The organism is Albidovulum sediminicola (assembly GCF_025751575.1).
GTDB classification, from domain to species: domain Bacteria; phylum Pseudomonadota; class Alphaproteobacteria; order Rhodobacterales; family Rhodobacteraceae; genus Albidovulum; species Albidovulum sediminicola.
The window spans coordinates 1-25,169 of the sequence record NZ_JAOWLA010000005.1; the positions used below are offsets into that span (position 1 = coordinate 1).

At 59.9% G+C, this 25,169-nt stretch carries 21 protein-coding genes and 1 pseudogene; 17 read left to right on the plus strand and 5 right to left on the minus strand.

Going from position 1 to position 25,169, the window contains the following annotated elements; genetic code table 11:
* On the minus strand, positions 1-412 hold a 412-nt coding region (locus tag OE647_RS06450; protein WP_263720902.1), incomplete at its 3' end, for a Crp/Fnr family transcriptional regulator.
* A gap of 147 nt (positions 413-559) precedes the next feature.
* Between OE647_RS06450 and OE647_RS06455 the strand changes: the two genes are divergently transcribed.
* The 8 genes from OE647_RS06455 to OE647_RS06490 all read left to right on the plus strand — a co-directional run bounded on the left by OE647_RS06455 (position 560) and on the right by OE647_RS06490 (position 4,388).
* Complete coding sequence (locus OE647_RS06455; RefSeq protein WP_263720903.1) at positions 560-796, plus strand: hypothetical protein; 237 nt, start codon at positions 560-562, stop codon at positions 794-796.
* A gap of 133 nt (positions 797-929) precedes the next feature.
* Entirely contained in the window at positions 930-1,217 is a 288-nt protein-coding gene (locus OE647_RS06460; RefSeq protein ID WP_062563235.1) for a co-chaperone GroES, read from the plus strand.
* A gap of 44 nt (positions 1,218-1,261) precedes the next feature.
* Entirely contained in the window at positions 1,262-2,890 is a 1,629-nt protein-coding gene (gene groL, locus OE647_RS06465; protein ID WP_263720904.1) for a chaperonin GroEL, read from the plus strand.
* Positions 2,891-2,996: 106 nt separating this feature from the next.
* Entirely contained in the window at positions 2,997-3,131 is a 135-nt protein-coding gene (locus OE647_RS06470) for a hypothetical protein (protein ID WP_263720905.1), read from the plus strand.
* A gap of 264 nt (positions 3,132-3,395) precedes the next feature.
* On the plus strand, positions 3,396-3,593 hold the full coding sequence (locus OE647_RS06475; protein WP_263720906.1) for a hypothetical protein: 198 nt from the start codon (positions 3,396-3,398) through the stop codon (positions 3,591-3,593).
* Between the two features lie 122 nt (positions 3,594-3,715).
* On the plus strand, positions 3,716-3,925 hold the full coding sequence (locus OE647_RS06480; protein ID WP_263720907.1) for a hypothetical protein: 210 nt from the start codon (positions 3,716-3,718) through the stop codon (positions 3,923-3,925).
* Between the two features lie 83 nt (positions 3,926-4,008).
* The gene (locus OE647_RS06485) at positions 4,009-4,149 is read left to right on the plus strand and encodes a hypothetical protein (RefSeq protein ID WP_263720908.1); all 141 of its coding nucleotides are present in this window, start codon (positions 4,009-4,011) and stop codon (positions 4,147-4,149) included.
* A 74-nt stretch (positions 4,150-4,223) separates the two neighbouring features.
* The gene (locus OE647_RS06490; RefSeq protein WP_263720909.1) at positions 4,224-4,388 is read left to right on the plus strand and encodes a DUF3309 family protein; all 165 of its coding nucleotides are present in this window, start codon (positions 4,224-4,226) and stop codon (positions 4,386-4,388) included.
* 25 nt (positions 4,389-4,413) lie between these two features.
* Here OE647_RS06490 and OE647_RS06495 read toward each other — a convergent pair.
* A pseudogene (locus OE647_RS06495) lies at positions 4,414-4,575 on the minus strand (Crp/Fnr family transcriptional regulator); the annotation flags it as partial.
* Between the two features lie 40 nt (positions 4,576-4,615).
* On the opposite strand from OE647_RS06495, the gene OE647_RS06500 reads away from it, so the two are divergent.
* On the plus strand, positions 4,616-5,185 hold the full coding sequence (locus OE647_RS06500) for a DUF3320 domain-containing protein (protein WP_263720910.1): 570 nt from the start codon (positions 4,616-4,618) through the stop codon (positions 5,183-5,185).
* A gap of 359 nt (positions 5,186-5,544) precedes the next feature.
* Complete coding sequence (locus tag OE647_RS06505; RefSeq protein ID WP_263720911.1) at positions 5,545-5,808, plus strand: hypothetical protein; 264 nt, start codon at positions 5,545-5,547, stop codon at positions 5,806-5,808.
* On the opposite strand, the gene OE647_RS06510 is transcribed toward OE647_RS06505, so the two are convergent.
* Positions 5,794-6,177, minus strand: a complete 384-nt coding sequence (locus tag OE647_RS06510; protein WP_263720912.1) for a hypothetical protein — start codon at positions 6,175-6,177, stop codon at positions 5,794-5,796. The genes OE647_RS06505 and OE647_RS06510 overlap by 15 nt on opposite strands.
* 151 nt (positions 6,178-6,328) lie before the next feature.
* Here OE647_RS06510 and OE647_RS06515 point away from each other — a divergent pair, with 151 nt between their 5' ends.
* The 3 genes from OE647_RS06515 to OE647_RS06525 are packed head-to-tail and all read left to right on the plus strand — an operon-like array spanning position 6,329 to position 9,668.
* Positions 6,329-7,846, plus strand: a complete 1,518-nt coding sequence (locus OE647_RS06515) for a recombinase family protein (protein WP_263721097.1) — start codon at positions 6,329-6,331, stop codon at positions 7,844-7,846.
* The gene (locus OE647_RS06520; protein WP_263720913.1) at positions 7,846-8,754 is read left to right on the plus strand and encodes a plasmid partitioning protein RepB C-terminal domain-containing protein; all 909 of its coding nucleotides are present in this window, start codon (positions 7,846-7,848) and stop codon (positions 8,752-8,754) included. Before OE647_RS06515 ends, OE647_RS06520 begins: the two co-directional genes overlap by 1 nt.
* Entirely contained in the window at positions 8,751-9,668 is a 918-nt protein-coding gene (locus tag OE647_RS06525; RefSeq protein ID WP_263720914.1) for a plasmid partitioning protein RepB C-terminal domain-containing protein, read from the plus strand. The genes OE647_RS06520 and OE647_RS06525 overlap by 4 nt, the downstream gene beginning before the upstream one ends.
* Positions 9,669-10,034: 366 nt before the next feature.
* Here OE647_RS06525 and OE647_RS06530 read toward each other — a convergent pair whose 3' ends face one another.
* Both OE647_RS06530 and OE647_RS06535 read right to left on the minus strand, forming a co-directional pair.
* Positions 10,035-13,007, minus strand: a complete 2,973-nt coding sequence (locus OE647_RS06530) for a DEAD/DEAH box helicase (protein WP_263720915.1) — start codon at positions 13,005-13,007, stop codon at positions 10,035-10,037.
* Complete coding sequence (locus OE647_RS06535; protein WP_263720916.1) at positions 13,007-15,979, minus strand: hypothetical protein; 2,973 nt, start codon at positions 15,977-15,979, stop codon at positions 13,007-13,009. The genes OE647_RS06530 and OE647_RS06535 overlap by 1 nt, the downstream gene beginning before the upstream one ends.
* Positions 15,980-16,110: 131 nt before the next feature.
* On the opposite strand from OE647_RS06535, the gene OE647_RS06540 reads away from it, so the two are divergent.
* From OE647_RS06540 to OE647_RS06555, 4 genes are read left to right on the plus strand one after another with little or no spacing between them, the layout of a single operon-like run.
* The gene (locus tag OE647_RS06540) at positions 16,111-18,483 is read left to right on the plus strand and encodes a UvrD-helicase domain-containing protein (RefSeq protein ID WP_263720917.1); all 2,373 of its coding nucleotides are present in this window, start codon (positions 16,111-16,113) and stop codon (positions 18,481-18,483) included.
* Positions 18,484-18,512: 29 nt separating this feature from the next.
* Positions 18,513-21,671, plus strand: coding sequence for a helicase-related protein (locus tag OE647_RS06545; protein WP_263720918.1), 3,159 nt, complete (start codon positions 18,513-18,515; stop codon positions 21,669-21,671).
* Positions 21,668-23,488 (plus strand): DUF1998 domain-containing protein, encoded by a 1,821-nt coding sequence (gene drmB / locus OE647_RS06550; RefSeq protein ID WP_263720919.1) that lies wholly within the window; start codon positions 21,668-21,670, stop codon positions 23,486-23,488. Before OE647_RS06545 ends, drmB begins: the two co-directional genes overlap by 4 nt.
* A 2-nt stretch (positions 23,489-23,490) precedes the next feature.
* Entirely contained in the window at positions 23,491-25,167 is a 1,677-nt protein-coding gene (locus OE647_RS06555; protein ID WP_263720920.1) for an NERD domain-containing protein, read from the plus strand.
* The last annotated feature ends 2 nt before the right edge of the window (positions 25,168-25,169 follow it).

Consider the following 25,169-nt stretch of genomic DNA (forward strand, 5'->3'; position numbering starts at 1 on the left):
TCGCCTCGTCCCTTGACGCCGCCCAGAGTATGGCGGTCGCCAGGCGAGGGGTCTGCGCAAACGCATCGAGGAGGTCGCTCGTCAGTACTTCGGCAGCCTCAATGTCCACGATGGGTTCGAAACTGTGATCTGAAGTGCGCAAGAGCACGCTCCGCAACCCTAGAAAATCCCCTGGCACCTGGAAATCCACGATCTGCCGCGTCCCGTCGGCCTGTAGCTTGTAGGAACAGACCCAGCCCGCAGACAGAATATAGGCGGCCTGAGACGACTGGCCCTGATGCACCATATCACGCCCCGCAACGAAGGAGCGACGGCGCTGGTGCAGTCGCTCAAGCACGGCCAGCTCGACCTCCGACAGAGCGACGAAGGCTGAAAGTTTGCGGGTAAGAGGGCTGAGTTCAGCTGATGCCATGGGGCCTCCTGACGTGTCGCGACCCAAGAGCGGAAATCGGCCCGGACACTGCTCTGGATCAGTCCAGCATAAAGCATTTCCTGCGAGAAGTATGGATGCATCCGAACCTCACCTTCCCGGTTCATTATGCCAAGAAAGGAACCCTGGATGTCCACGGCGAGCAAACATGCGGGGCTGGCCGCCCTATCGATCTGCGAGGCGCTCCTGCTTGCCATGAACGATCGCGGGTTGCTGCCGGAACACGAGATCGTGGGGGTTCTTCGTGACGCTGCCGCGACCCATGAAAACGCCGTCGGCACCAAAATCGAGATGGAACAGCACCAGGCCGTCGCTGAATTGATCAATGCGATCATCGCTGGCGGAAACTCGGTTCGACGCCGGTGAACCGCTCGGGCGGTGGTTTCGATCCGAATTCTCGGAGTGGAGACCGAATAGGATCCCGGGGACTTGCGCGCAATGCAGCTGAGCATTCAAACCGGCCCGTTTCGCCAACGAAATCTCAACAAGGAGCACTTCGATGTCATTCACGCCCCTCCACGACCGGGTGCTCGTCCGCCGCATTGAAGGCGACGAGACGACCAAGGGCGGCCTCATCATTCCTGATACTGCCAAGGAGAAGCCTCAAGAAGGCGAAGTTGTCTCCGTTGGTGCCGGGGGAAGGCGCGAGGACGGCGAGCGCATCCCGATGGACGTCAAAGCCGGCGACCGGATCCTGTTTGGAAAATGGTCCGGCTCAGAGATCAAACTCGATGGCGAAGACCTACTGATCATGAAGGAGAGCGATATTCTCGGCGTGATCGCCTGAGCCCGAAATCTTTCACATCAACCTCAGTCTCAGGAATTAACATCATGTCCGCCAAGGAAGTTCGCTTCAGTACCGATGCCCGCGACCGAATGCTGAAAGGCATCAACACGCTGGCAAATGCCGTCAAGATCACCCTCGGCCCCAAGGGCCGAAACGTTATTCTCGATAAATCCTGGGGTGCGCCGCGCATCACCAAGGACGGTGTGACCGTCGCCAAGGAGATCGAGCTCTCGGACCATTTCGAGAATATGGGCGCCCAGATGGTCAAGGAGGTCGCGCAGCGCACGAACGACGAGGCTGGCGACGGAACCACCTCGGCAACCGTACTCGCCCATGCGATTGTCCGGGAAGGCATGAAGTCGGTTGCAGCCGGCATGAACCCGATGGATCTCAAGCGCGGGATCGACAAAGCCGTCGCTGCAGTCGTGGCCGAGATCAAGACCATGTCCCGACCTGTGGGCGACAGCGACGAGATAGCCAAGGTCGGCGCCATTTCGGCCAATGGAGAAGTCGAGATCGGCCGGCAGATCGCCGACGCGATCGCCAAAGTCGGCAAGGAAGGCGTGATCACCGTCGAGGAAAACAAAGGATTGGAGACCGAGACCGAAGTGGTCGAAGGCATGCAGTTCGACCGCGGCTATCTGAGCCCCTATTTCGTCACGAACGCTCAGAAAATGGTCGTCGAGCTGGATAACTGCGTCGTCCTGCTTCACGAGAAGAAGCTGACTTCTCTCATACCCATGGTGCCGTTGCTGGAGGCTGTGATTCAGGCCGAGAAGCAACTGCTGATCGTGGCCGAGGATATCGAGGGCGAGGCGCTGGCGACGCTGGTCGTCAACAAGATGCGCGGCGGGCTAAAGGTTGCGGCCGTCAAGGCGCCTGGCTTTGGAGACCGCCGCAAGGCGATCATGGAAGACATCGCCGTACTGACGGGCGGTCAGGTGATATCCGTTGAGATGGGCACCAAGCTGGAGCATGTCACCATGGACATGCTCGGGTCCGCCAGAAAGGTCACGATCACCAAGGATGACACGACGATCATCGACGGTGCCGGCGACAAGGATGCGATCGCTGCGCGCGTCACGCAGATTCGGGCGCAGATCGATGAGACCACTTCGGACTACGACAAGGAGAAGCTGCAGGAACGGCTCGCCAGGCTTGCCGGCGGCATCGCCGTGATCCGGGTCGGCGGGGCAACCGAGATCGAGGTGAAGGAGCGCAAGGACCGCGTCGAAGATGCGCTGAACGCCACCCGCGCTGCGGTTCAGGAAGGTGTCGTGCCCGGCGGCGGCGTGGCCCTGGTTCATGCGGGCAAGGTTCTCGCCTCGCTGAAGGGCGAGAACAGCGATCAGGATGCCGGCATCAAGATCGTTCGGCGCGCGATCCAGGCTCCGCTGCGCCAGATTGCGGAAAATGCCGGGGTCGACGGATCGGTTGTTGTTGGCAAGGTCATCGAGAACGACAGCCGGAGCTTCGGTTTCGACGCGCAAGCCGAGGAGTACGTCGACATGCTGAAGGCCAGCGTTATCGATCCGACGAAAGTCGTTCGGATCGCCCTGGAAAACGCCGCGTCCATTGCCGGGCTATTGATCACGACCGAGGCGATGGTCGCGCAAAAGCCCAAGGAGGCTGCTGCCGGTAGCGAAATGTCCGACATGGGTGGAATGATGTGAATGTACGCGGCCTTTCATCAGGAGTCTCGGAACGAGAAGTCACATTCCTGAAGGATGTCAACACCGATCTGTTCAGCAAAATAATTCACAATCAGGAGAAACGTAAATGACCAAAGGTAACAAGCAACGCGGCAACCGTGAAGCGAAGAAGCCTAAGAAGGTGAAGGAAAAGGTCGTTGCAACAGCCGACTTCACGAAGGGCAAAACCTTGACCAATCTAGGCGAGCACAAGAAGAAATAGGTAGAGGGCCAGATGATTGGCTATCACTGAATACGGAGCCTGATAGCGGCGGGAACCCTGGTCAAAAGACGTCCGGATTCACGGGTGCAAACCAACCTATGTCAGTGTGGCTCGATGACGGTGGTGCAATAGTCTGATCGTCCACCGGATATTGGTGGGCATGTAACTGTCCGAGTGAGCCAGAAACACGTGGGGCAAGCTGTCCCCTCGTCCCCATGTCCCGCGTGTTTCTCGTTTCCGGACCGTTCACGAGAAGACAAGCCAATGACACCCGAAACAAACAAACTGACCAACGTCGCTGACAAGATCAAAACCGTGAACGCCGCGTGGGACAAGGCGCCCTCCGGCACGAAGAAGGATGCGGCATTGAAGCATCGCCAAGCGGACGAGACGGCCCAGAATGCCAACGACGCCGCCGACGCGCACAATTCTCTCGATGCTGCGCCTCACGCTCTCGCGTAAAGCTTCCCGCCTGAGTTAAATGCGCGGACGCCCTGCGACACCAGCTTAGCGACCGCGCACGAGCCAAATTCCATCCGGAGCATCGAATAGATTCCCGCTCACAACAACCAAAGGATTGTCAGATGTACTTCAAAGCTATTCTTCTCCTGCCGATCGTGTTTGGCCTCGGTGGATGTCTCGGAAACGATACAGAACGCGGTATTGCCGGTGCTGCAGGCGGTGCTGTGATTTCCGGAGTAACTGGCGGAAGCCCTGTCACCGGCGCTGTCATCGGCGGCGCTGCGGGTTACTTCTGCAGAGACCTGAACGTGCCCGGCTGCCGCAACGAATAATGGGTCAAAACCCATCGGAATGAGCGCTTCATACACTTTCCATCGGGCACGCCTAACACCGCAAAGCTGAAAGGAAGACGGAAATGAGTCGCAACTTCTTGTTCCTTTTGATTGGGGCGCTCGCCGTTTGCGTCGTCGGGGCTGGATATCTCTACTATGTGGAACGCCAAAGCGGCATCGATATCGAAATCAACGAGGACGGCGTCAAAATCGAGGGTAACTGAAGCACCCCCGTACAGACACAGTCACCACCGGAGCGCATCCCCTTCGGGCGCGCGCCGACAAAGGAGAAAGCACCATGTCGCTCGGTACAATTCTGGTCATAATTCTTGTCATTTTTCTGCTCGGCGGGTTCAGCGGGCGCTTCGGGGGCTACGGCTATGGCTTCGGTCATGCCGGGACAGGTGTGCTCGGCACGATCCTGATCATCGTGGTCGTCCTTTTGCTGCTTGGCCGCATCTAACCTCCTGGCGGCGTTTCCTCCGGCTTCAGGCAAGCAGAGGCCCCGTCTGATCCAGATATTCCGGATCGAAGTCGGCGAGATCCGTCAACTGGCCATAATCATGAAATGCCACATGACCGTCACGAAAGGTCACCAGTCCGCTCTCGCGAAGCTGCCGCAGGACGCGGTTCACGTGGACGGCACTTACCCGTTCCCCGTACGAACCGGAACATCGGCCTGCCGCCAAGATGGCAGTAACTGACACATCACCGGCCCCGGAACTCGACCTAGAAATCGTGGCGCAGCCTGACCTTTCTCTGAACCCAGACTCCTTCCATGCGCCCAGCTACAAGCCCACCCTGCAGCGGCTGGCACGCCGCTACGTGGCCGAAGAGGCGCCAATCACCTTCAAGCGCATGAGCGACCTGATCGCGCGGGATCACGGGTTTCAACGAACCGGCAGCCAGATCTCCTCGACCATCTGGCACGCGGTGGAGCGGATCGCCCCTCGGACCCGCTCCACAGATGAGCATTGGATCTTCTGGCCGGAGGCGGTCGAACCGAGCGATGTTCTACCCTTCCGCGGACTTGAGGTGAATGGTCGGCCGCGCCAGTGGAAAGAGGTACCTCTGCCGGAAAAACTGGGCCTGCTTGAGCAGACACTGGCGCAGGCTCCCGCCGACCTCGCCGGGTCGGTCGCAGATGTCTTGGGGTACGGGCGCGTCACTCAGACTTTCCGTGCCGACATAATGCAGCTGGCTGAGCGACTTAGAAGAGGCGCTGGCGACAACGGAGATCAGGACGAGGGTGCAATGTGAGAGAGTTCGTTCCTAGGTAGCGCGAGCATCTTTTGTTGCCAATCGTCACGCCCAGTAACGACACGACGTTGCTCAAAATGAACTTACGACCGAGCGAGCGTTCGATTTCCGTTCCATCACCGAACGCGACCCCGGTCGAAGTGTTCAGGCCGCCTCTCCGAAAAATTTTTTCGTTACATAGCCTTGCAGATAGTTCACCAAATTCGCGCAGTCATGAGGTCTGGAGAATATCGGCCTTGAGAGACCGCTCTTGAGCCTCCTGGCGCAGGTGCCAGTGCTCAGCCCCAGCCGCATAACCCTCGAAAACAATGGAAAAATCCGGCCGCGGGAGGATCGGGAGAACGCTTTTGGGAGGGCAAGTGGCGGAGGAGCCAGTCTGGAGCTATCCCGTCTCCGCAAAATTCCCTGCAAACAGGGAAATTAACAGCGAATTTCTGCTGTTTTCTGGCAATCAACGCCAGGTTCGGCGAAAATCTCCGCGACTATTCAATGCCTTATTCGGCATTTCCCTACCGACAGGAACAGGGAACTTCTTCAAGCCGAACAAGGTATTTTTTGCTTCGAGCAGGGAAGTGGACCTCAGTGGCGCGATCCTGCCGATGCAGACCCTACTGCTCTCGTGATGACAGTACACGGACCGCCACAAGAAGTTCCTCAATCGCGTCCTCGGCGGCGGCCAGTTTCACAGCCACCATCAGGTCGTGCCGGCCCGCGGCTGCGAGGAAAGTCTCCAGCACCTCGTCGGAGTGACGAGCCAGCGAGACCAGATGCGCCCCGCTTGGGCCGTATCGCCCGGCAAACCAGTTCTTCACTGTCTTCTCGTTCGCGCCAGTCCAGGACGCGACGATCTTGACACCCGCCCTGCTGTCCCCATGGGACCTGCGCAGCGCAGCTGCGATTTCAGCGGCGAACCCGATCTCCGGATCACTCCCACCATTTCCACCATATCCGTTTTGTTTCGGAAAGAACTTGCCCTTTTTCGGAAACGACATTCCGGCCTCCCTCGCTGTAGATGGGTTCGAGGGATTCAGTCCTGGATTCAGTCGGTTCGGATGGATTGGCCAGCTACACCAAGGAGATGGTTGTGTGAGCGGTCAGGTAGTGACCAATTCGAGCAAGAGCGACGGTGCGGCCGAGCCGGACGTGCCCGCCGTCGCCTATGTCCGGATGTCGACTGACCACCAGAAGTATTCGACCGAGAACCAACTGGTCGTCATTCGGAACTACGCCGCTGCGCGGGGCTTGCAGATCCTGCGCGTGTTCGAGGACTCCGGGCGATCCGGGCTGCGACTCGACGGCCGGGAGGCGCTGCAGAACCTCATGGCCGAGGTCCAGTCCGGCCAGGCCGACTTCAAGGCGATCCTCGTCTATGACGTCAGCCGCTGGGGCCGGTTTCAGGATGCCGACGAGGGTGCCTATCACGAACATGTCTGCTCTCGCGCCGGGATTCGGGTGCATTACTGCGGCGAGCAGTTCGAGAACGATGGCAGCATCGGCTCGAACCTGCTGAAGACCGTCAAGCGGGTCATGGCGGGCGAATACAGCCGCGAGCTGTCGGTGAAGGTCTTCGCCGGGCAGTGCCGCCTAGTGGAGCTGGGCTATCGCCAGGGCGGCGCGGCCGGATACGGGCTGCGACGGGTGCTGATCGACGAGCACGGCAACCCCAAGGGCGAGCTGTCCCGCGGCGAGCAGAAGAGCCTCCAGACCGATCGTGTGATCCTCGTCCCTGGCCCCAAGGAGGAGCAGCGGGTCGTCCAGCGCATGTACGAGATGTTCGTGAACGAGGGGCGTGCCGAGCGCGAGATTGCGGAGCTCCTGAACGCCGAAGGTCACCGCACCGATCTCGACCGGCCGTGGACCCGGGCGACCGTGCATCAGGTGCTGACCAATGAAAAATACATCGGGAACAATGTCTTCGCGAAGGTGTCCTTCAAGCTGAAGCAGCGCCGCGTGGTGAACCCGCGCGAGATGTGGATCCGGGCCGAGGGCGCCTATACGGCCATCGTCGATCAGGTGCTCTTCCTGCGTGCGCGGGAGATTGTGGATGCCCGCAGCCGCCACTTCTCGGACGAGGAACTGCTCGACGCGCTTCGCGCGATCCTCCAGCGACAGGGTATGTTGTCGGGCCTGATCATCGACGAGGAGGACGATCTGCCGTCCTCCAGCGCCTATCGCAGCCGCTTCGGCAGCCTCCTGCGCGCCTACCGGCTGATCGGATACGAGCCCGACCGGGACTACAGCTACATCGAGGTCAACCGGGCCCTGCGGCAGGCGCATCCGCAGGTCGTGGCCGAAATCATCGCGGGCGTTATCAGACACGGCGGGTCGGCCGTGCGGGAGCCCGACACTGACTTGGTGCGCGTCAACGACGAGTTCACTCTGTCCATCGTACTCGCCCGCTGTACCGCGACGGTGGCTGGGTCGCTCCGCTGGCGCATCCGCCTGGACACTGGCCTGGTGCCCGACATCACCATCGCCGTTCGCATGGACGAGGTGAACGAGGCACCGCGCGACTACTACGTGCTACCCAGCATCGACATGAATTTCGGGAAATTGAAACTCGCCGAGCAGAACGGGCTCGCGCTCGATGCGTATCGGTTCGATACACTCGATTTCTTCTACGCGCTCGCCTCGCGGGCCAGGATCCCGGAGGTGGCGTGATGCCCGACAACATGGAGCCGACCAGCCAGAAGCAGGTGACCCTGATCCCAACTGACAGGATCCGTATCCTCAACCCTCGCGTCCGCAACCGGCGCACCTTCGAGGCGATGGTGGAGAACATCGCGCGCGTCGGCCTGAAGCGACCGATCACCGTGGCGCCGCGCGCCGCGACCGATCCCCAAGAATACGACCTCGTCTGTGGCCAAGGCCGCCTCGAGGCGTTCATGGAGCTCAGGCAGGACAACATCCCGGCCCTCGTGATCGAAGCCGACGAGAGCGATTGCCTCGTCATGAGCCTCGTCGAGAACTGCGCGCGGCGCCAGCACAACCCTATCGACCTGATGCGCGAGATCGGCGCCCTCCGCCAGCGCGGCTACAACGACCGGCAGATCGGGGAGAAGATCGGCGTATCGACCGAATACGTGAACATGATCGCGGGACTGCTGGAGAAGGGCGAGGAGCGCCTCGTTTCAGCCGTGGAGACCGGACTTCTGCCACTGAACCTCGCCATCGACATCTCCAAGACGGACGTGAAGGGCGCGCAAAAGGCATTGATGGACGCTTATACCCAGAACAAGCTGCGCGGCCGAAAGCTGGCGCTTGTTCGCCGCCTGATCCAGCAGCGTGAACTCCGGGGACCACAGCTGAGAAACAATCCAATTGGACGCAGGGTTGGGAAAAGAGCGCTGACCAGTGAAGGTCTGGTGCGGGCCTACCAGCAGGAAGCCACACGCCAGAAGTTGCTGATCAAGAAGGCCGAACTGACGCAAGGCCGACTGATGTTCGTGCGCGAGGCCTTTCGCGAACTCTGCGCCGACGAGCACTTCATGACGCTGCTCAGGGCCGAGGGACTGGAGACGATGCCCGCAGATCTCGCCCGTGCTGTCATCGAAGGAGCACCGGCATGAAACGTGAGGCACGCGAGCGCCCGCGCAGCGTCAATTTCGGGTTTGAGGAAGACTGCATCACGATCCCCATCGATGCGATCCTGCCGCTACGCGCCCTCGGAAAGTCCGCAAAATCCAGCCGGAAGTATCGGCAGATCGTGGCCTCAATCTCACAGATCGGTATCGTCGAGCCGCCCGTCGTCGTCCCGAATCCGGACAAGTCCGCCACCTGGCTGCTGCTGGACGGGCACCTGCGGATCGAGGCGCTGAAGGACACCGGCGAACAGGAGGTGGAATGTCTGGTCTCCACCGACGACGAGGCCTTCACCTATAACCGGCAAGTCAGCCGCCTCGCACCGATCCAGGAGCACAAGATGATCCGAAAGGCGATCGAGCGCGGCGTACCCGAAGAGAAGATCGCGCTGGCGCTAGATCTCAACATGAGCAGCATCCGGCGAAAGGTGCGCCTGCTGGACGGTATATGCGAGGAAGCGGTCGCAATCCTTAAGGACAAGCCGGCGACCGGCGCGGTGTTCGACGCGCTTCGCAAGATGAAGACCATGCGTCAGATCGAGGCCGCCGAGCTTCTGGTCAACGCAAACAACTACTCCGTCGCCTACGTGAACGCGATCCTCGCGGGAACGCCGCAGGTCCAGCTGGTCGAGGCTTCCAAGCCCAAGAAGGTCAAAGGCATCACGCCTGAGGCGATGGCGCGCATGGAACAGGAACTCGCCCGGCTGCAGGAGGGGATCGCCTCGATCCAGGACACCTACGGTCAGGACCATCTGCATCTGACCGTGATCAAGGGCTACGTCGGCAAGCTACTCGGGAACGCCCGGGTAGTTCGCTATCTGGCGCAGAACCATCCCGAGTTCCTCGGCGAGTTCCAGAGCATTACCGAGATCACGCCCGCCGAGATCACCGAGGCCGAGTAGCGTTCCGTCGGTGGACAATGGGGACCCGGACCCAACAAGCGCGGGGACCGCGGGAGACGCCGGACTGTGGGCCGGATCAAGCGCGGCGGTGGGGATGGCGGCGAACCCGCTCGGAGCCCTCCAGGTCGGCTCGAGTTTTCGCCGGCCGCGTGGCCGTGCATGCGGCTGCGTTCAATTCGGGGCGTGTCGGAGATCGGGCCACTCCGGCACGCCCATCTGGCACCGTGAAATTACTGCGTTTCGCTATCGCGCAGCCTTAGTTCATTTTGAGGAGCAACCCCGCAATTGAGCCTTCCTGCGAATTTTGGTGGCCTTGTGGAGCCAGCGGTTTCCAACGGCATGAGGTGTTCCAACTTCACATTGCAGTCATTCGTCGGTGACGAGAGCCAAGAGAACCGTGCAGGGTTGAATTCCCCCAAATAGAACGCTCCCACCGGCAATGTCGCGGATGAACGTTGTGGCTTCCGAATAATTCAATCGGGCCATCTCGAGTGATCTTTCCAAAGCGGCCACCTGACCCTGCCAAAGTTCGACTGGACCGGCTTCGGGTGGTGATTGCCTGCGGCGCTCCAAGGCTAGCTCTCTGTTTCTGATCTCTGCTTGAAAATGGGCACTGGCTTGCAAGGCGAAGCCTACAAGTTCCTTTCGGACACTATTAAGGACCGACGCCTTGTGTTGCTCCACCTGCGAGGTGATCGCTGCCAACTGTCGAGATCGGATCACGTTAACAACCTCATGCTTCTCGAGGGGCACGAGTGGAGTTCTGCCCTTCGCCAACGCATTGTTGGTGGACGTAGTTATCGGCTGTAGACACAGGTCCGCTTGATCAACCGTCAAATCCTGCCAGCCATCTCGTGCTTTCCAGGACCCAACTCGACCTAGCCTTGCTGGCGCCGCAATCCTGATCTTGCGCTGGAGGGCGTGAAACAGGGCTTGAAGCGCATAGCGGTCGGCGCTGAGCGCTCGCCTCTGCGCATCTGTCGGCGCGGTTTCGAGGATTTCCTTTGCTCTGGGTGTCCAAAGAGGTGGAAGCAGTCCATCAGGAAATGGATCGATCTGCGCTGCGGAAATGATCACCAGTGGGCCAATCCCTCTTGCCGGGTGACCTTCAGGCAGCCTGACGCTCGTCTGCACAACGGGCTTTGCTGTTCCGAAACCATTGAAGCATGCGGCCGTGTAGCCGGCGACCAGACCATCGTGCAGCTCTGCGCCATGATCGAAAAAGCGTAGCGGGCGTCCGGATCTTTCCCCGTCTCCTGAACGCTCCCCATCGTCCGTGAAGACGATCTTCCGAGGCGGCGCAGAGATGTCCGCTCGACGATAGATGAACGGGACGTGTCCCGACATCCAGTTCTCGCGGGACGCACAAGGTAGAGCGAAAGGGCTATCGCCCGCACGCCCTCGTTCGCCAACGCCATGATACCAGATCGTCTGGAACCCGTAGTCGTCGACCTTGTCACGACGATACCCGATGTCGAAATCGCTGGAAGCAGTGATTGCCTTCAGCCAGGCACCGATTGCTCGCTCTTCTCGCCGTATCGGTGTATCCATTGGGCGCGCGCGTTCAGAAAGCATCGCCGGCGCTGGACAAGGCCTCTGACGCCATTGATCGAACCCATCTGCTGCCTGTTGATTTGTGAAAGGATCTGCTTCTTTGAATCGAGAAGGCAGTCCGGTGCCGTTTCCCGTAAGTGGTGCAAGCGAAAGGGCTGCCTTGCGCCCGATGGCAGCACGTCCCAGCACCGTCTGAAGCTCAGCCAGTTCTGAGGGTGAAAGTGGTGGCAGCGGAGCGTCGAACACGCCAAGTGCCGCCACCGTGTCGGCAATGGCGGCTTCCTGAGATCCTTCGATCAGGATGCGCCAGATATCGATGACACGTCTCGAGCCTTTTCGGTCGCCTGTAGGGCCAAGACGGTCCACCCTTCCGATCAGCTGGTCGATACCGTCGATTTCCCAAGGCAACGAGAAAAAGATGATCCCTTGGGCCACGTGGTGAAGGTTGAGCCCTGCTTGCACCCAGTCGCCGACGAGCAGAAGGCGGCTCTCGCCGGACAGCAACGGCGCAAGTGTTTCCTGAATTTCGCGAAGATTGGTGACGCCTTCGACATCCGTCGCTGCGGGGCGCCGTAAAACTGAGATGCCATCCGAGAGGAAAGGGAAGTACCTTGGAAGCGCTGCGCCCAGCATGTCGATGGTTGGATTGTCTCCACAGACAATGATGAATGCGCGATCCTCGTCATGGCACCATTGCTCCGAAAGGATATCGAGCAAGGCTTCGAGGCGACTGTCACCGGGGTCTTCGAGTGACTTGATACGTGCGGCTTCTGCCAGCTGAGCGAGGCTCCCTCCCCGTGTCGATAGTTCTGTCAGAACCGTCCGCGCCGCTCTCGCGCTGCGCTGCAGGGCACGTGCAGCTGTCCAGGCAGGTCCTTGGATGCCTTCGGCCGGATCTGCGTCCGCAAGCACCAAGGCAGCGATCTCATGCCGCATTCGCTCGAAAGTAAGTGGTTGAAGCCGAACTTCGTGATTGCGTCTCTGCGGCAGAAATTCACCCCATTCGGAGCGACCGTTCCTGATGATGCGCCGTGCTGCTCCCGACTTCAGGAAGCCTTGGGTCCGGTCTTCCGGGCTATCCGATCCGTCAAGATCTGCGATTGTCGCTTCCTCGCGGTCTTGAAGAATGTCAGCTACGCTGCGACCCTCCATCCTCGCAAGCGCGGCAGCCTCGGGCTCGATCATTCGCAAGATCGGTTCGCGCCAGGCAGGATCGCCGAGTCTCGGAGTGGCGGATAGAACAAGAACTTGCCGGAACTCGTCCGCTGCCTGCGAAATGGCCTGAAGCGCGTCTCTTGGCATCGTTTGTGGCTCGTCAACGATCAAGAGATCGAACACAGCAGGATCCGCGCTTATTGTTCGCGCACCCTGTCCAGGACGTGTCATCAGATCGCGTGGACGCGCCAGCGTGACTGGCGACAGTTCGTCCTGAATGCCATCCCCGATCGAACCGGCGATAGCGGGCATCACGTGGCCTCGGATCCAGCATTCCTCCTGCCACTGCGCCAACAGATTGTCCGGTGCAATCACCAGTGTTCGGTGTGCAGAATGTTGCCAGCGCAGGGCATTCACGATCATCAATGCCTGCACGGTCTTGCCGAGCCCCACCTCGTCCGAAATCAAGTGACGAATGTGGGAGTCTGCAAGGACCCGTCGCACGGTTGCAATCTGGTGGGGCAAAGGATCAGCGGCGACCCCGAGGGCGCCACCCAGACCAATATCGAGAGCCGAAACCCTTCGTCGCAAAGCCTGTACGCAATTCACGAATCTAAGGTAGTGGTCCATCAATTGGCACTCCCGTTCGGCAGGTCTCCAAGCGCGAGTTTGCGTCGAAGCGCAACATAACGAACGGCTCTGCTGGTACGGATGTCCGAAAGTCCCTTTGCCACGAACTCTCGCCAGCCTTCTGTTTCCACCATTGACTTCGGTGAAAGCCATAATTGCAGCATGGTTCGGATTTCGGAACGCCCGAGCCAACGGAGCCCGGGTCGTCTGGAGGCGTCAACGTGGGTAGAGTCAAGAAGATCGACCAGGTCGTCCTCTGTAAGCTCGCTATAAAAGGGCCTGATAAGTGCCGACCACCTTGCCTCCGGCAGAATGAACGGGCGGAACATCGGAAGCAGCGGGATTTCGCGCGAGCGTTCCAGCGCATCCCGCCATGAGTCTGCGGGACGGGCCATGTCCACTTCGTCGAAGGCTTCGATACCGTCTGCTTCCAGTTTCTGTCGCAAGTCTTCATATGCATCGATCACCGCAAGATCGAGTTCTCCCGCCAGATCTTCCGTCCACTGCAACAGCGCTTCCGAGATGTCCGGCACGGCTTCTCGAAGACGGATGACCAGTCGCTCTCTCAGAAACTCCTGATCGTGAGCAGTCTCAATATTCGGCAAGTCCTCGCCTGAGACCAAGCCAAGGGCGTCGGCACAACGAAGAAGCGCGCCATGAGGGGAAAGAATCGAGAGATCGATACCTGCTTCCAACCTGCGCCATCTCGTTCCGCAAAGCTGCTCGATCAACGCGGCTTCAAGCTCCTCGACCACCGACCATCGTTGCCAGTTTCCAAGAAGGTCATTCGCTTCTGCAAGTTGCCACGCAACATTTGCGCGAGCCAATTCGATGATTCCAACGCCATTCTCGCTCGACGTCGGTTCCCGAAGTAATGCAGGAAGTGACACTCTCCTGCGATCTCCCAGGCCAAGCCGAGTGGACTCCGATCCGGAAAGGATCAGGCCCGCCGTCAGCGCCTCGTGGTCGGCCGCATCCGGCAGTACCAGCCGGGTTCCTCCCGGGCTGCCGTCCCCTGCTGCCCCAAGAAGAGGCGCAACGACCGTCGCCGTGATCGAAGGAATCGCTCCTGCATCTTCGCCGCTCCTTGTCCAGTCGCCCGTCTCCCCGTCATAACGTATCTCGCGGCGAACCGGTGGAAGCGAAAACACCTTATCCAGAAGACCCTCGGCTTCGACATGCAGTCGCAAGCCGTTTTCGTTTGATCGCTGCCCAGCCAACTTTGTCTGGATTTCATGCAGCACCGGAGAACGTCCCGTTAACCTCGCCGGGAGGCGGTCGATCACACCTTGAGCCGCGAGCGCCGGCTCGTTCGGGGAAACCACTCGAATGCGGATCGGAACAGCCTCAAGCGCAAGGGGAGCAGTCACTCTGATCTCAAGTCGGCCTGTCTCGAGATCGGAGACATTTGCGTTGGCCGGCAACAATTTCACCATGGCCGGTTCAATGTCCGGCGGCTCTACTACTTCGAACTCCAGCCTGTCGAGTTCTCGACCTTCGGCCGGTTCGATCAGATGAAGACCAACGTCCGGTCTGATTGCCTTCCAATCGGTGCCGCCGATACTCAGAGGATCGCCTGAGGTCACCGCTCCATCGAGAAGAAATTCAGCGTCCGCCGCTCCCCGCTGCGATACCAGAACCGGAAAGTCATCAATGAACCTGCTTGAAGCCCCGGGCGCAGGCAATCCAGCAATCCGCAGAGTTGGAACGCGGTCCGCTATCACAAACCCGCGGCGACGCAAGAACTCGATATCCGAAGTGTCGGATGTTTCGAGGGCCCGCATCTCGACGTTATCGTCCTCACCTGCATGAATGAGCTGCAGAATCCTGGATTCGGGCTGAAGCTTTTCGCCTGGAAAAACGGCGTGAGCTGCTAGGCCATTGGACTCGACAGCGAAATACTCCGGTTCAAGCGGCTGCAAACGTTCCAGAGTGGTCTTTGCAATTCCCTCATCACGATCGATAGCGTCGTCGCGGCGCAACGGAGATTTCGGGAAAGGAGCAATATTCTTCAGGACGATTTCACCACCGGCAAGGAATGCGCGAAGCGAGATCACATGAATCCCATCAACCGCCCGTATGCGGTCACCATGTATGCGCAAAGCGGCGATCGCTTCATCTCGTAGCTGGCCCGGCAACGTTGGCCCACGAATGCCCAGATGTCTTGGCTCGCCGTCCCTCAGCGCAAGAACATAGCGGGATGCCGCAATCTGGGTTAGGCGCGCCGTTCTTCTTGCGACCGTCTTCCTTGCCTCGGTGATTGCTCGAAGCGCACCCCAATCCTTTTGGATATCCCGATCGACTCTCGCGAGAAGGCTCCCAGACAGCCAACCTTCCGACTCGGGGGCAAGTAGCCTGCGCATGACCTCGAGGGCAACGCCCCTTTGAAGGAGCCAGTTCTCGAAGCGACGACTTGCATGCCCCGCCGCAAGCGCTCTCAGGTAGTCGAGCAGCCGGTCCGTATCATCGGCTGAGACTCCTGCCCTGACAGCACGTCTGAGGGCGTCTGTAAGCTGGGGCTGAATCTCAAGAGGCACCACCGAGTTGCCGATAGGCCATGAGATATGGGGGAAATGCCGTTCCCAGGGGCTGTCGCCGGGTTGTGCGAGGCGAAGCTTGTTGTGTCCGAGCTCGAACAGCCGAGACAGACCGGAACGGAATGCAGGTCCCGCCTCCACCCCAAGTTCTTGAGAGAGTACCGGCCAGAAATCGGTTCCTGTGCCGCGGTATCGGTACCCCACCTCCGTTGCGATCACCAGCAACGGAAGATAGTTCCACGCCCACACTGCTCCCGCGAGTTGCGGATCCTCCTCAATCTGTCGCGAGACCGTCCTTCTCAGTTCTTCCAGCGCTGGCTCGTCAAGCCCATGCTCGATTGCAAATACCGGCAGTTGACCTCGTGTCCGAGCAAGGTCGACAAAGCGCTCGGCAAGTGCCTGATGTTGGTCGGTCAGCACATTCGCACCATGCATCTTTCCATCCGAGTTCGTACAACATCGCGGAATACGATCACCGCAGAGACCGTCCGAGGCAATCATCTCAAGGTTGACTACTAACTATCTGAACGTCAATCATAATTGGGGGGTGTAGAGAGAGGTGTCGTGTGACGTCTGAAACTGCGTTTGCGCCCGGCCGGTATGTGCCAGACGTACCGACCAACGGCAGCACAAGTGCGATCGCGGATCTGGTCCGGCGCATCGTCCGTGCGCGCCGTGGCCTCAGCCGCGCCGAAGTTGTGAATTGGGTTTTGCAGTTCCTCGATGACATGGACCGCGTTGACGCCACGGCCCGGGTAGCCGGAGTGATCGACATGCTGTGCGAGTTGAAGGACATTGGCTACGGCACGATGCGCGACGAGCCAGTTCTGGTCAGCCTGCCGGGGCGTCGGGTTGCACTGCCTGACGGCACGATCGTAGCCCTCGGCGATCATGGTATCTCCGTCGGAACAGGCTCCGAAAAACTGTTTCCGGAAGTCACTGAAGGCGCGACCGAGAGTCTGGTCGAGATTCTTGCGTCATTTGATGAACCCGTGTCCCTGATTGGCCACCAGGCAATTGAGCCCATCGGGCACTGGACTGGAGACGGCAAGATGCCTGCTGCACTGCGCAGGGCACTTTCGCTCTGCGGAACCTTCGATCCAGTCGAACAGAAATGGTCGATAAGTGAAGAGAACGCTTCGTTCCTGAATGAATGGTTCGGCCTCGCCCCCCTCGATTCTTCGGATCTCGACTCTGTGCCCGATGAGACCCAGCTTCGCGTGGCGAAGGCTCCTGCTGGACTGAGAATGGTGGTCGAGGCTGGCCCCGGGAGCGGCAAGACCCATGTGGCCTGTGAACGTGTCATCTCCCTAGTGGAGGCAGAGGGTCTCGCCCCTTCGCGTATACTGCTACTCAGCTTCACGCGCATCGCGGTCGCAGAGCTTCGAGAACGGATCGGTCGCCGCCTTGGTGAATTACCGAACGCCGCCGCGCTGCAGGTCAGGACATTCGACTCTTTCGCGGCGCGCCTGCTTGCAAATGCTGGTTTGAGTTCTTCAGGCGGCCATGATGCCGGCATTCGGGCTGCGACAAGACTGATGCGATCCGACAACCCACTCGTTGCAGATGCACTTGGCCAGCTGGAACACGTAATCATTGATGAAGCGCAGGATCTCGTCGGCGACCGCAAGGAGATGTGCGAGGCGCTTCTTGCGTTGCTCGATCCCGCCTGCGGCGTAACCGTCTTCGGGGATTTTGCACAATCGATCTACGGCTACCAGCGCAGGGGCACTTCAGGTTCCACATTGCTCGCAGAAATCGCGACGCGTGCCGATTTCACTTGCGATCAGCTTGTGCGCGACCACCGCACCCGGACGGAAGCCTTGAAGGAAATGTTCTCCTCAGTTCGCGAGACACTGAGAGGCGATCCGGCGGGTTCACGGGAGAGCTACTTTCATGTTCGAGAGCGGATCAGGAGCGCTGCGGTTGAGAATGACATCAAGGGATTTGCGTTTCATCCGTCTACAACAGGCGGCCTGATCCTGACCCGAAGCCGTCGAGGCCTGTTCACTGCTGCCGAACACATGCGCACCGCCGGCAGAAGCTTCCGGCTGCGTCTGCCCGACCGCCCACCCAGGATTGAGGCATGGATCGGCGTGCTTCTGGGGGGCCTTCCGGCCTCGACTCGTATGTCGCAGAGTGACTTTCGTTCCCTCCATGAGGGACTAAGCCCGGCGCCATGGCGGAGCGTTGAGGAGTGCTGGGAGATCCTGCTCGACCTGGATGCTTCGGGTCGAGATATGATCTCTGTTGGCAACATCGCCGAAGGCCTTGAGGATCCCCCCCTTGAGCTCCTCAGCGACCATGAGGGAAGCTCGGGACCCTTGCTCTCGACGATCCATGCGATCAAGGGGAGAGAAGCCGAAAGGGTCATGCTGCTGCTCACTCGGGCACCGTACGGCGACCGTGTGGACTGGGCGGAGGAAGCCCGCACCTTGTACGTCGGAGCAACCCGCGCAAGCACGGAGCTGCGGACAGGGTGGATCAGCCCCAGAAAATTCTACAAGATCGGGGACCCGGAACGCTACTGGGCCGCGCATCCCGATCATAGGATGATCGAGATCGGACTTGAGGGCGATCTCGTCGACTGGGCCGAGTTCGTGCGTTCGGGCCATGTCGTCAATGAGGCGGAAGCAATCTCGTGCATTTGGCGTGCATCGATCGATGAACCGAGAGTGGCGGCCTATCCTGATACAGGCGGACGTCTGGTTCTGAGGATCGGAGATCACGACGGAGCGGCGATCGGGTGCCTGTCGCATGCCTTCATCGACTTGATCCAGGCGCTACGAAAGGTCGATCCGGATTCCGCGCTTCCAGAAGTCGTCGCGGGAATTTCCGTCGTGGGAGCGACTACGGTTGTTGTGCCCGGGCGGTCCGGAGAAGCCCCGAGCCTTGCGCTCATGCCACTGCTTGGCGGCTTTGGCAGCATTCCTCGCTGAGCGATAATTCTGGTGTCTGGAGAACGTAAATGATTGATGCGCGCGACACGCTCCTCGAACGGTTGAAGGTCGATCTCATCGGCCCGGAAGAGCCGAATGAACTGATCAAGGATCGGCCGACTGATCGATACCTGACCGGAATCCTGTTCCCGCCTCGCACGACGATTTCGCCGGAAGATGACGACGAAGCGAGCGATGCTGACGATGCGGATGCGGTGGGGACCGCGCTGGATGGGGTGAAGGCAGCTTCGGCATTCCGACCGAGTTCGGCTGGTCTTTCCTTTGCCGTCCGACCAACCGGTTCGGCGCCCAGACTGCGGGTTCGGGTGGATGGGGCTCGTTACAGGCCCGAAAGCGCGGCCGATGATAGCGCCGGTTCATCCATGAAGCGGGTGCAGAGCTGGCGGCGAGATCCTCAGTTCGCCGAGGTTTCACTTCAACTCGCGGAACTGCGCGAGGAAGCGGCCCCCGTCATCAGCCTTGCCGGCAGCGGGCTTGCCGGAACGTCCTTGCACTGCCGGATCGCACCTTGGGGTGACATTCTGCTCGTGACGCTTGCGGTGACAAACGACGCGAGGCCGACCGAAGCAAGAAGCCGCGCAGCCAACGAGGAAGCAGCGCTCTTTCAGTTTTCGCTGAGCGTGGAATGCGCGGCCGACTGCAGTTTCGTTCCAAAGCCGGACAGGGCCGGATCGGCGAGCGACGAAGACGATGCCCGTACGTCTGCCTTGCTCTATCGGAACGTGCAGCAATTCGCTGTGGGTCACACCTGTTCCGCGATGTGGGACGAGTCCGTTGATGGGGCTGTACGGCAGGTGAGGACAAGCTGGTTTCCGGAAGCCACCGTACATGTCGTCAGTGCGGAAGGCGATATCGAGTTTCGGCAGGACGAAGCTCGGTTGCCGCTCGCGGCGTCGTGGCTTGCATCGGAAGAAGCCCCCATTCTCTTCGCTGGATTGAAATCGTTCGTTGCAGCCTATGCACAATGGGTTGCGAGGATGGAAGATGCAGCGCTCGGCATGCCGGAGGAGCATGTCAAGCAGGCACGAGTGCATATGCAGCGCTGCCGAACCGCTGAACAGCGGATGAGAGCCGGTATCGCGCTGCTGGAGTCGTCACCCGAGGTGCTGACCGCGTTCAGGCTCGCGAACGCCGCTCTCGCGCTCCAGTACTCATGGCGCATCAATCCGCAGCCTCCCGATCTGATCTGGCGGCCGTTTCAGCTCGGTTTCGCGCTCCTGTGTCTGGAGTCGATCGCAAACCCCGACTCCTCCGATCGCGAGACTATGGATCTTCTTTGGTTTCCGACCGGTGGCGGAAAAACCGAAGCCTATCTGCTGCTGACAGCTTTCACGATCTTCCTCCGTCGGCTCCGCGCAGCGGGGAACCCGAGCGGCGCAGGCGTGACAACGTTCATGCGCTACACCCTCAGACTTCTGACCATTCAGCAGTTCGAGCGCGCAGCTGCTCTGATCTGTGCCTGCGAGATGGTCAGGCGCGGGAAGGTCAAGCTGCGAGAGGTGGATTTGCCTGCACACTTCGCAACGGATATGCCGATTTCCCTCGGGCTTTGGGTAGGAGAAGGTGCCACACCAAACACGGTTTCGCAGGCGGAGCAGGTACTCGGTACGGAAGCGGAAAGCTCGCCGGCTCAGTTGCGCAGTTGCCCATGCTGTCGTGAAGTCCTCGACTGGAAGATCTCGCCGGACAAAAGCCGTTTAGAGGTACGCTGCCTGACGAAGTCATGTGACGTGGGGCAGGAATTGGCATTGCTCCCTATCTGGACCGTAGACGAGGATGTCTATCGAGAGCGGCCGACGCTGTTGATCGGCACAGTCGACAAGTACGCACAGATCACGAGAAACCAGAAAACTGGCTGCCTTTTCGGCATCGGAACGGCGGCGGATTCCCCGGAACTGGTGATCCAGGACGAACTACACCTGATATCGGGTCCCTTGGGCAGCCTGGCGGGGCTCTACGAGACCGCGATCGATGAATTGTGTCGCTCAGCATCTGGCGTAAGGGCAAAGATCATCGGATCAACGGCCACGATCCGCAGAGCTGAAGACCAGATCAAGGCCCTGTTTGACCGCAGCTCCTTCCAGTTCCCCCCGCCCGGGCTGGATCACACCAATTCGGGTTTCGCGATCGAGAATCGTGACGTGCCGGGCCGTCGCTATATAGGCATCTCGACCGTCGGGCGCTCGGCCAAATTCACTCAACAGGCTGTCGCTGCATCTCTGCTCCAGGCAGCTACCGACACGACGCTACCGCCAGACAGGCGCGACGGATACTGGACACTAGTCAACTACTTCAATTCGCTCAGAGAGCTAGGTGGCGCCCTCGTTCTCATGCGCGACGACGTTGCGCGCAGTATCCGGGACTACGCTGCACGCAGACCGGGTGAGGTCGAGCGCGACGCAGGCATGCAGATCGAACTCACCAGCCGTGTCCGTTCCAGCGACATTCCGAAGTACCTCAAGGATCTGGAGCGTGCCTGGAGCGATCCCGACCACGTCGACATAGTTCTGGCGAGCAACATGATCTCGGTTGGGATGGATGTTTCCCGGCTGGGTCTGATGGTCGTCAATGGTCAGCCAAAGACAATTGCCGAGTACATCCAGGCCACCAGCCGGGTTGGCAGAAGCCAGCAGGCGCCCGGGGTCGTGATCACCTTGTTCAATGCGGCCAAGTCCCGCGATCGCAGCCGATACGAGACCTTTGCCAGTTGGCATCGCAGTCTCTACCGGGATGTGGAAGCGACGAGCGTGACCCCCTTCGCCCCGCGTGCACGCGACCGCGCACTTCATGCTCCGTATGTCGCGATGGTGCGCCATCTGGTTGATGGGATGGAGAATCCTGGCGCAATCGAACACCATCAAAGAGAAGCTGAAGCACTTCTCGAAACCGTAATTGCCCGCATCGAGCGGATTGATCCGGTAGAGGCAGATGCTGCGCGCGCCCAACTCAACTCGTTCCTTGATGACTGGTTCGACCGACACGGTCTCAAGGACTATTGGCAAGATTACGGAGAAGCACTTCTGACTTCGGCGGAAGCGGCAGCAGAGCGCGGCAACAAGGCACGCTTTGCCGGGCAAAAGCCGACCCCGAACTCGCTGCGTTCCGTTGAAGCTTCGGCATCGTATGTTCTTTTGGAAGGCGGATCCGACAGGGGGGCAGCACAATGAAGCCGATCGGCAAAATTCGTCGGAGTCAGGTTCTGACGGGCAATGGCCCCGGTGCGATCATCGACTTCAGAGGCGAGAACGGCGCGCCTGTCTCCGTGGTGGCGGCTGGTCTTGAGGCCTGGGATCAACTGGCCATCAAGAAGGGGCTTCTGAACGATCAACGCATTCATCATGAGCCACTTCAGGCAAGGCTTCAGGTGAACGGGTTCAGGTTACCCCCTGTGGGAGACGAAAAAGTCGGAAGGGAAAAGCGACCACGCCTCTTGCCTGCCTACAGGTTCCCGGATTGGCATGTCTGTCCGAAGTGCAACCTCCTGCAGCGTAGCCGCTTCTGGAGTTCCGAGATCGGAAAACCCGAGCTTTGGTGCCCTTCGTGCAGTTCCGGGCGAGGCTCACGCATCAGGAAGGTATATGCAGTGCCGGTCCGCTTCATCGTGACCTGCCCGGCGGGGCATCTTCAGGACTTTCCCTGGATGTCATGGCCGAAGCACGCCGAGTCCTGCTCCCGCAAGAAGCCTCTCAAGCTCATCGGGGAAGGCGCCGGGTTGAAGGGGCTCAAGGTGCATTGCACCGAGTGCAAGTCCGAACGCGACCTGGATGGTGCCTTGTCCCCCGGCGCGCTGGGCAAGATTTCATGCGACGGCAGGTCACCATGGCTCAGGAAGCAGCCAGAACCCTGCAACCATCAGCCAGTTGCGATTCAGCGCGGTGCATCGAACGCCTATTTCCCCGTAATTGAATCCGCGCTTGACGTGCCGCCGTTCGGTGGTTCCTTCCGGGACATGCTGGAGGATTTCTGGCCGGACATCATTGCGCTGGACGACAGGGCGCAGCTCCCCGACTTCGTCCGGAAGCGAATCCTTCCCGTCTGGCCTGAGCCTGACACGAAGCCGGAAGATCTGACCGCGCGGATACTGACCCTGCTGACAATGCTCGACAACAAGGCCGGTGACCTGCGTCCCAACGAGCACCTGATGCTTTGCTCGGGCGGCCCGGACGGAGAAGAGTTCCCGGAGTTCCAGATCTCGCCTCAGGCGATCCCGAGCGATCTGAAGGGCGTTCTGGACCGTGTAGTCTCGGTCGAGAGGTTGCGCGAAGTCCGAGCTCTTAAGGCATTCACCCGTCTCAGTCCGGTGGAAGCCGCCGACAACAGCGCTTTCGTGGCGCCACTATCTGAGAAGAAGTTGAACTGGCTTCCGGCAATCGAGGTGCGCGGGGAAGGCATATTCATCAACTTCGACGAGACAGCCGTACGTTCATGGGAGAACGACCCAAACGTGGTCGAAAGGGCTGCAAAAGCGCATCAGGCCGCCGAGCGTGCGTGGCAGGACCACAACGGCAGCGATCGCCCCTTCCCCATGACGATCTCGGCGAGGTTGCTCCTGATACACACAACGGCCCACGCGCTCTCGGAGCGCCTGTCACTCGACAGCGGGTACTCGACCGCGTCCATCCGAGAGAGGTTGTACGTCTCGCCAGGTCCCGGCGGGATGTGCGGATTCCTTCTATACACATCCGCACCGGACTCCGATGGAACACTGGGCGGGTTGTCACGAAAGGGACGCACTAGCGAGATTGGCCCGATCTTGCTCGCCGCACTTCGGGATCTCGAGTGGTGCTCTTCGGATCCGCTATGCAGCAGCGGCATCCTTTCGCTCTCAGAAGGATCTGGATCCTCGGCCTGTCACTGCTGCACCTTCCTGCCGGAAACCTCGTGCGAGCATTTCAACCGCCACCTTGATCGCGGCATGCTGGTCGGAACACCGGCGAACCCTGAACTCGGTTTCTTCCGCAAGCTTCTGGATGGAAGGTCCTGAAGATGGCCCGCATGTATCCAAGGGAACTGCCGCGTCATGTTCTTGAAAATCCGAAACTGTCTTCGGAGGTCCGCGTCTACGAACGCATGAGGGACAAACTGCCAGGGGATTACAACTGCTACTATTCGCGCTCCTGGCATGAAGCGGATCGCGACGGTGCCGAGTTCGACGGAGAAGCGGATTTCATCGTCGCGCATGCGGAACACGGGTTGCTGTTTCTCGAGGTAAAGGGCGGAAGGGTGAGCTGCCGTGAAGCCGACGGACAGTGGCTCAGTGAGGACCGTGACGGGTTCAAGTTCCGGATCAAGAATCCATTGTCGCAGGCACGCAGCAGCAAGCACCATTTCCTGAAGCGCCTCAATGCAAGTCGGGCGCTGAGCGGTCGTTTCGTCAGAGCACGCCATGGCGCTATCCTTCCCGGCAGTGCCCGACCCAGACGAGCGCTGGCACCAGATGCGCCGCTCGAGATCATCGCGTTCGGGGACGACATGGAAACCCTCGATCGCTGGATTGTCCGTCGGATGACGGAAGGCGACGACCATCGCGAAAGCGCTTTGGGATTAGATGGCCTGAGAGCGCTGGAAGAGCTACTTGCGAGCCATTTCGAACTCAGGGCCCACATCGGCATCAGCCTCGCCGACGATGCCAGAACCATCGAGCGGCTCACCGCCGAACAGTCGTGGATCCTCGACTCGCTCGCAGACAACAAGGAAATGGCAATTTCGGGCGGTGCGGGCAGTGGAAAGACCGTGCTGGCTGTTGAAAAGGCCACAAGATCCGCCGCTGATGGGCGACGTACGCTTCTGACATGCTACAACGCGCCGCTGGCCGCCCATCTTCGAACGATCTGTCAGGGAAATGAAGGCCTCGTAGTAGCCAGTTTCCATGCGCTTTGCCGAGCCCTCGCACAAAAGGCTGGCGTCGAACTGCCCTCTGACGGGGACCAATCGGTGTTCGACCACCTTCTTCCCGAGGCCCTTGTGGACGCGGTCAGCAACAACCCCGATCTCGGCTTCGATACTGTCATCATCGATGAGGGACAGGACTTTCGAGATTCCTGGTTGCACGCCCTACGCCTCACCATCAACGACCCGGAGACCGGCGGATTCTATGTATTCTACGACGACAATCAGCGCCTGTTCTCTCCGGAAAAGGGGTTCATAGATGCTCTCCCGGCGTCGTCCATCGCACTGACAAGGAATCTTCGAAACACGCGACGGATTCATGCCCTGATGGCAAAATGGTATCAGGGCCGACGAAGCATCCCTGCAGGACCTGAGGGAGAGCCGGTTGGAACCATGGCATGTCGCAACGGCGAAATGGCCCTCGCGCGCCTGAACGAGCGGATTTCGCAAATGTTGAACTCCGGTCAAGTAGCGCCGGGGCAGATTGCGGTGCTCTCAGGAACAGGTGACGCCTTGACTGCTCTTGGCGAAAGGATCGCCGGCAAGCCAACCTGCCGTGCCGATGATGTGCGGCCTGATCACATCGTCCTTGACACTGTCCGGCGCTTCAAGGGCCTGTCGCGTCCATGCATCTTCCTGATCGGCATCGAAGGTCTCACCGATCCCGAACTGATCTATGTCGCGACAAGCCGCGCAAATGTCCTGCTGGAAATCATCGGGACAGCGGAAGACATCGCCCGCCTCAAGCAGGAGGTGGCAGCCGCCGGACCGTGAAG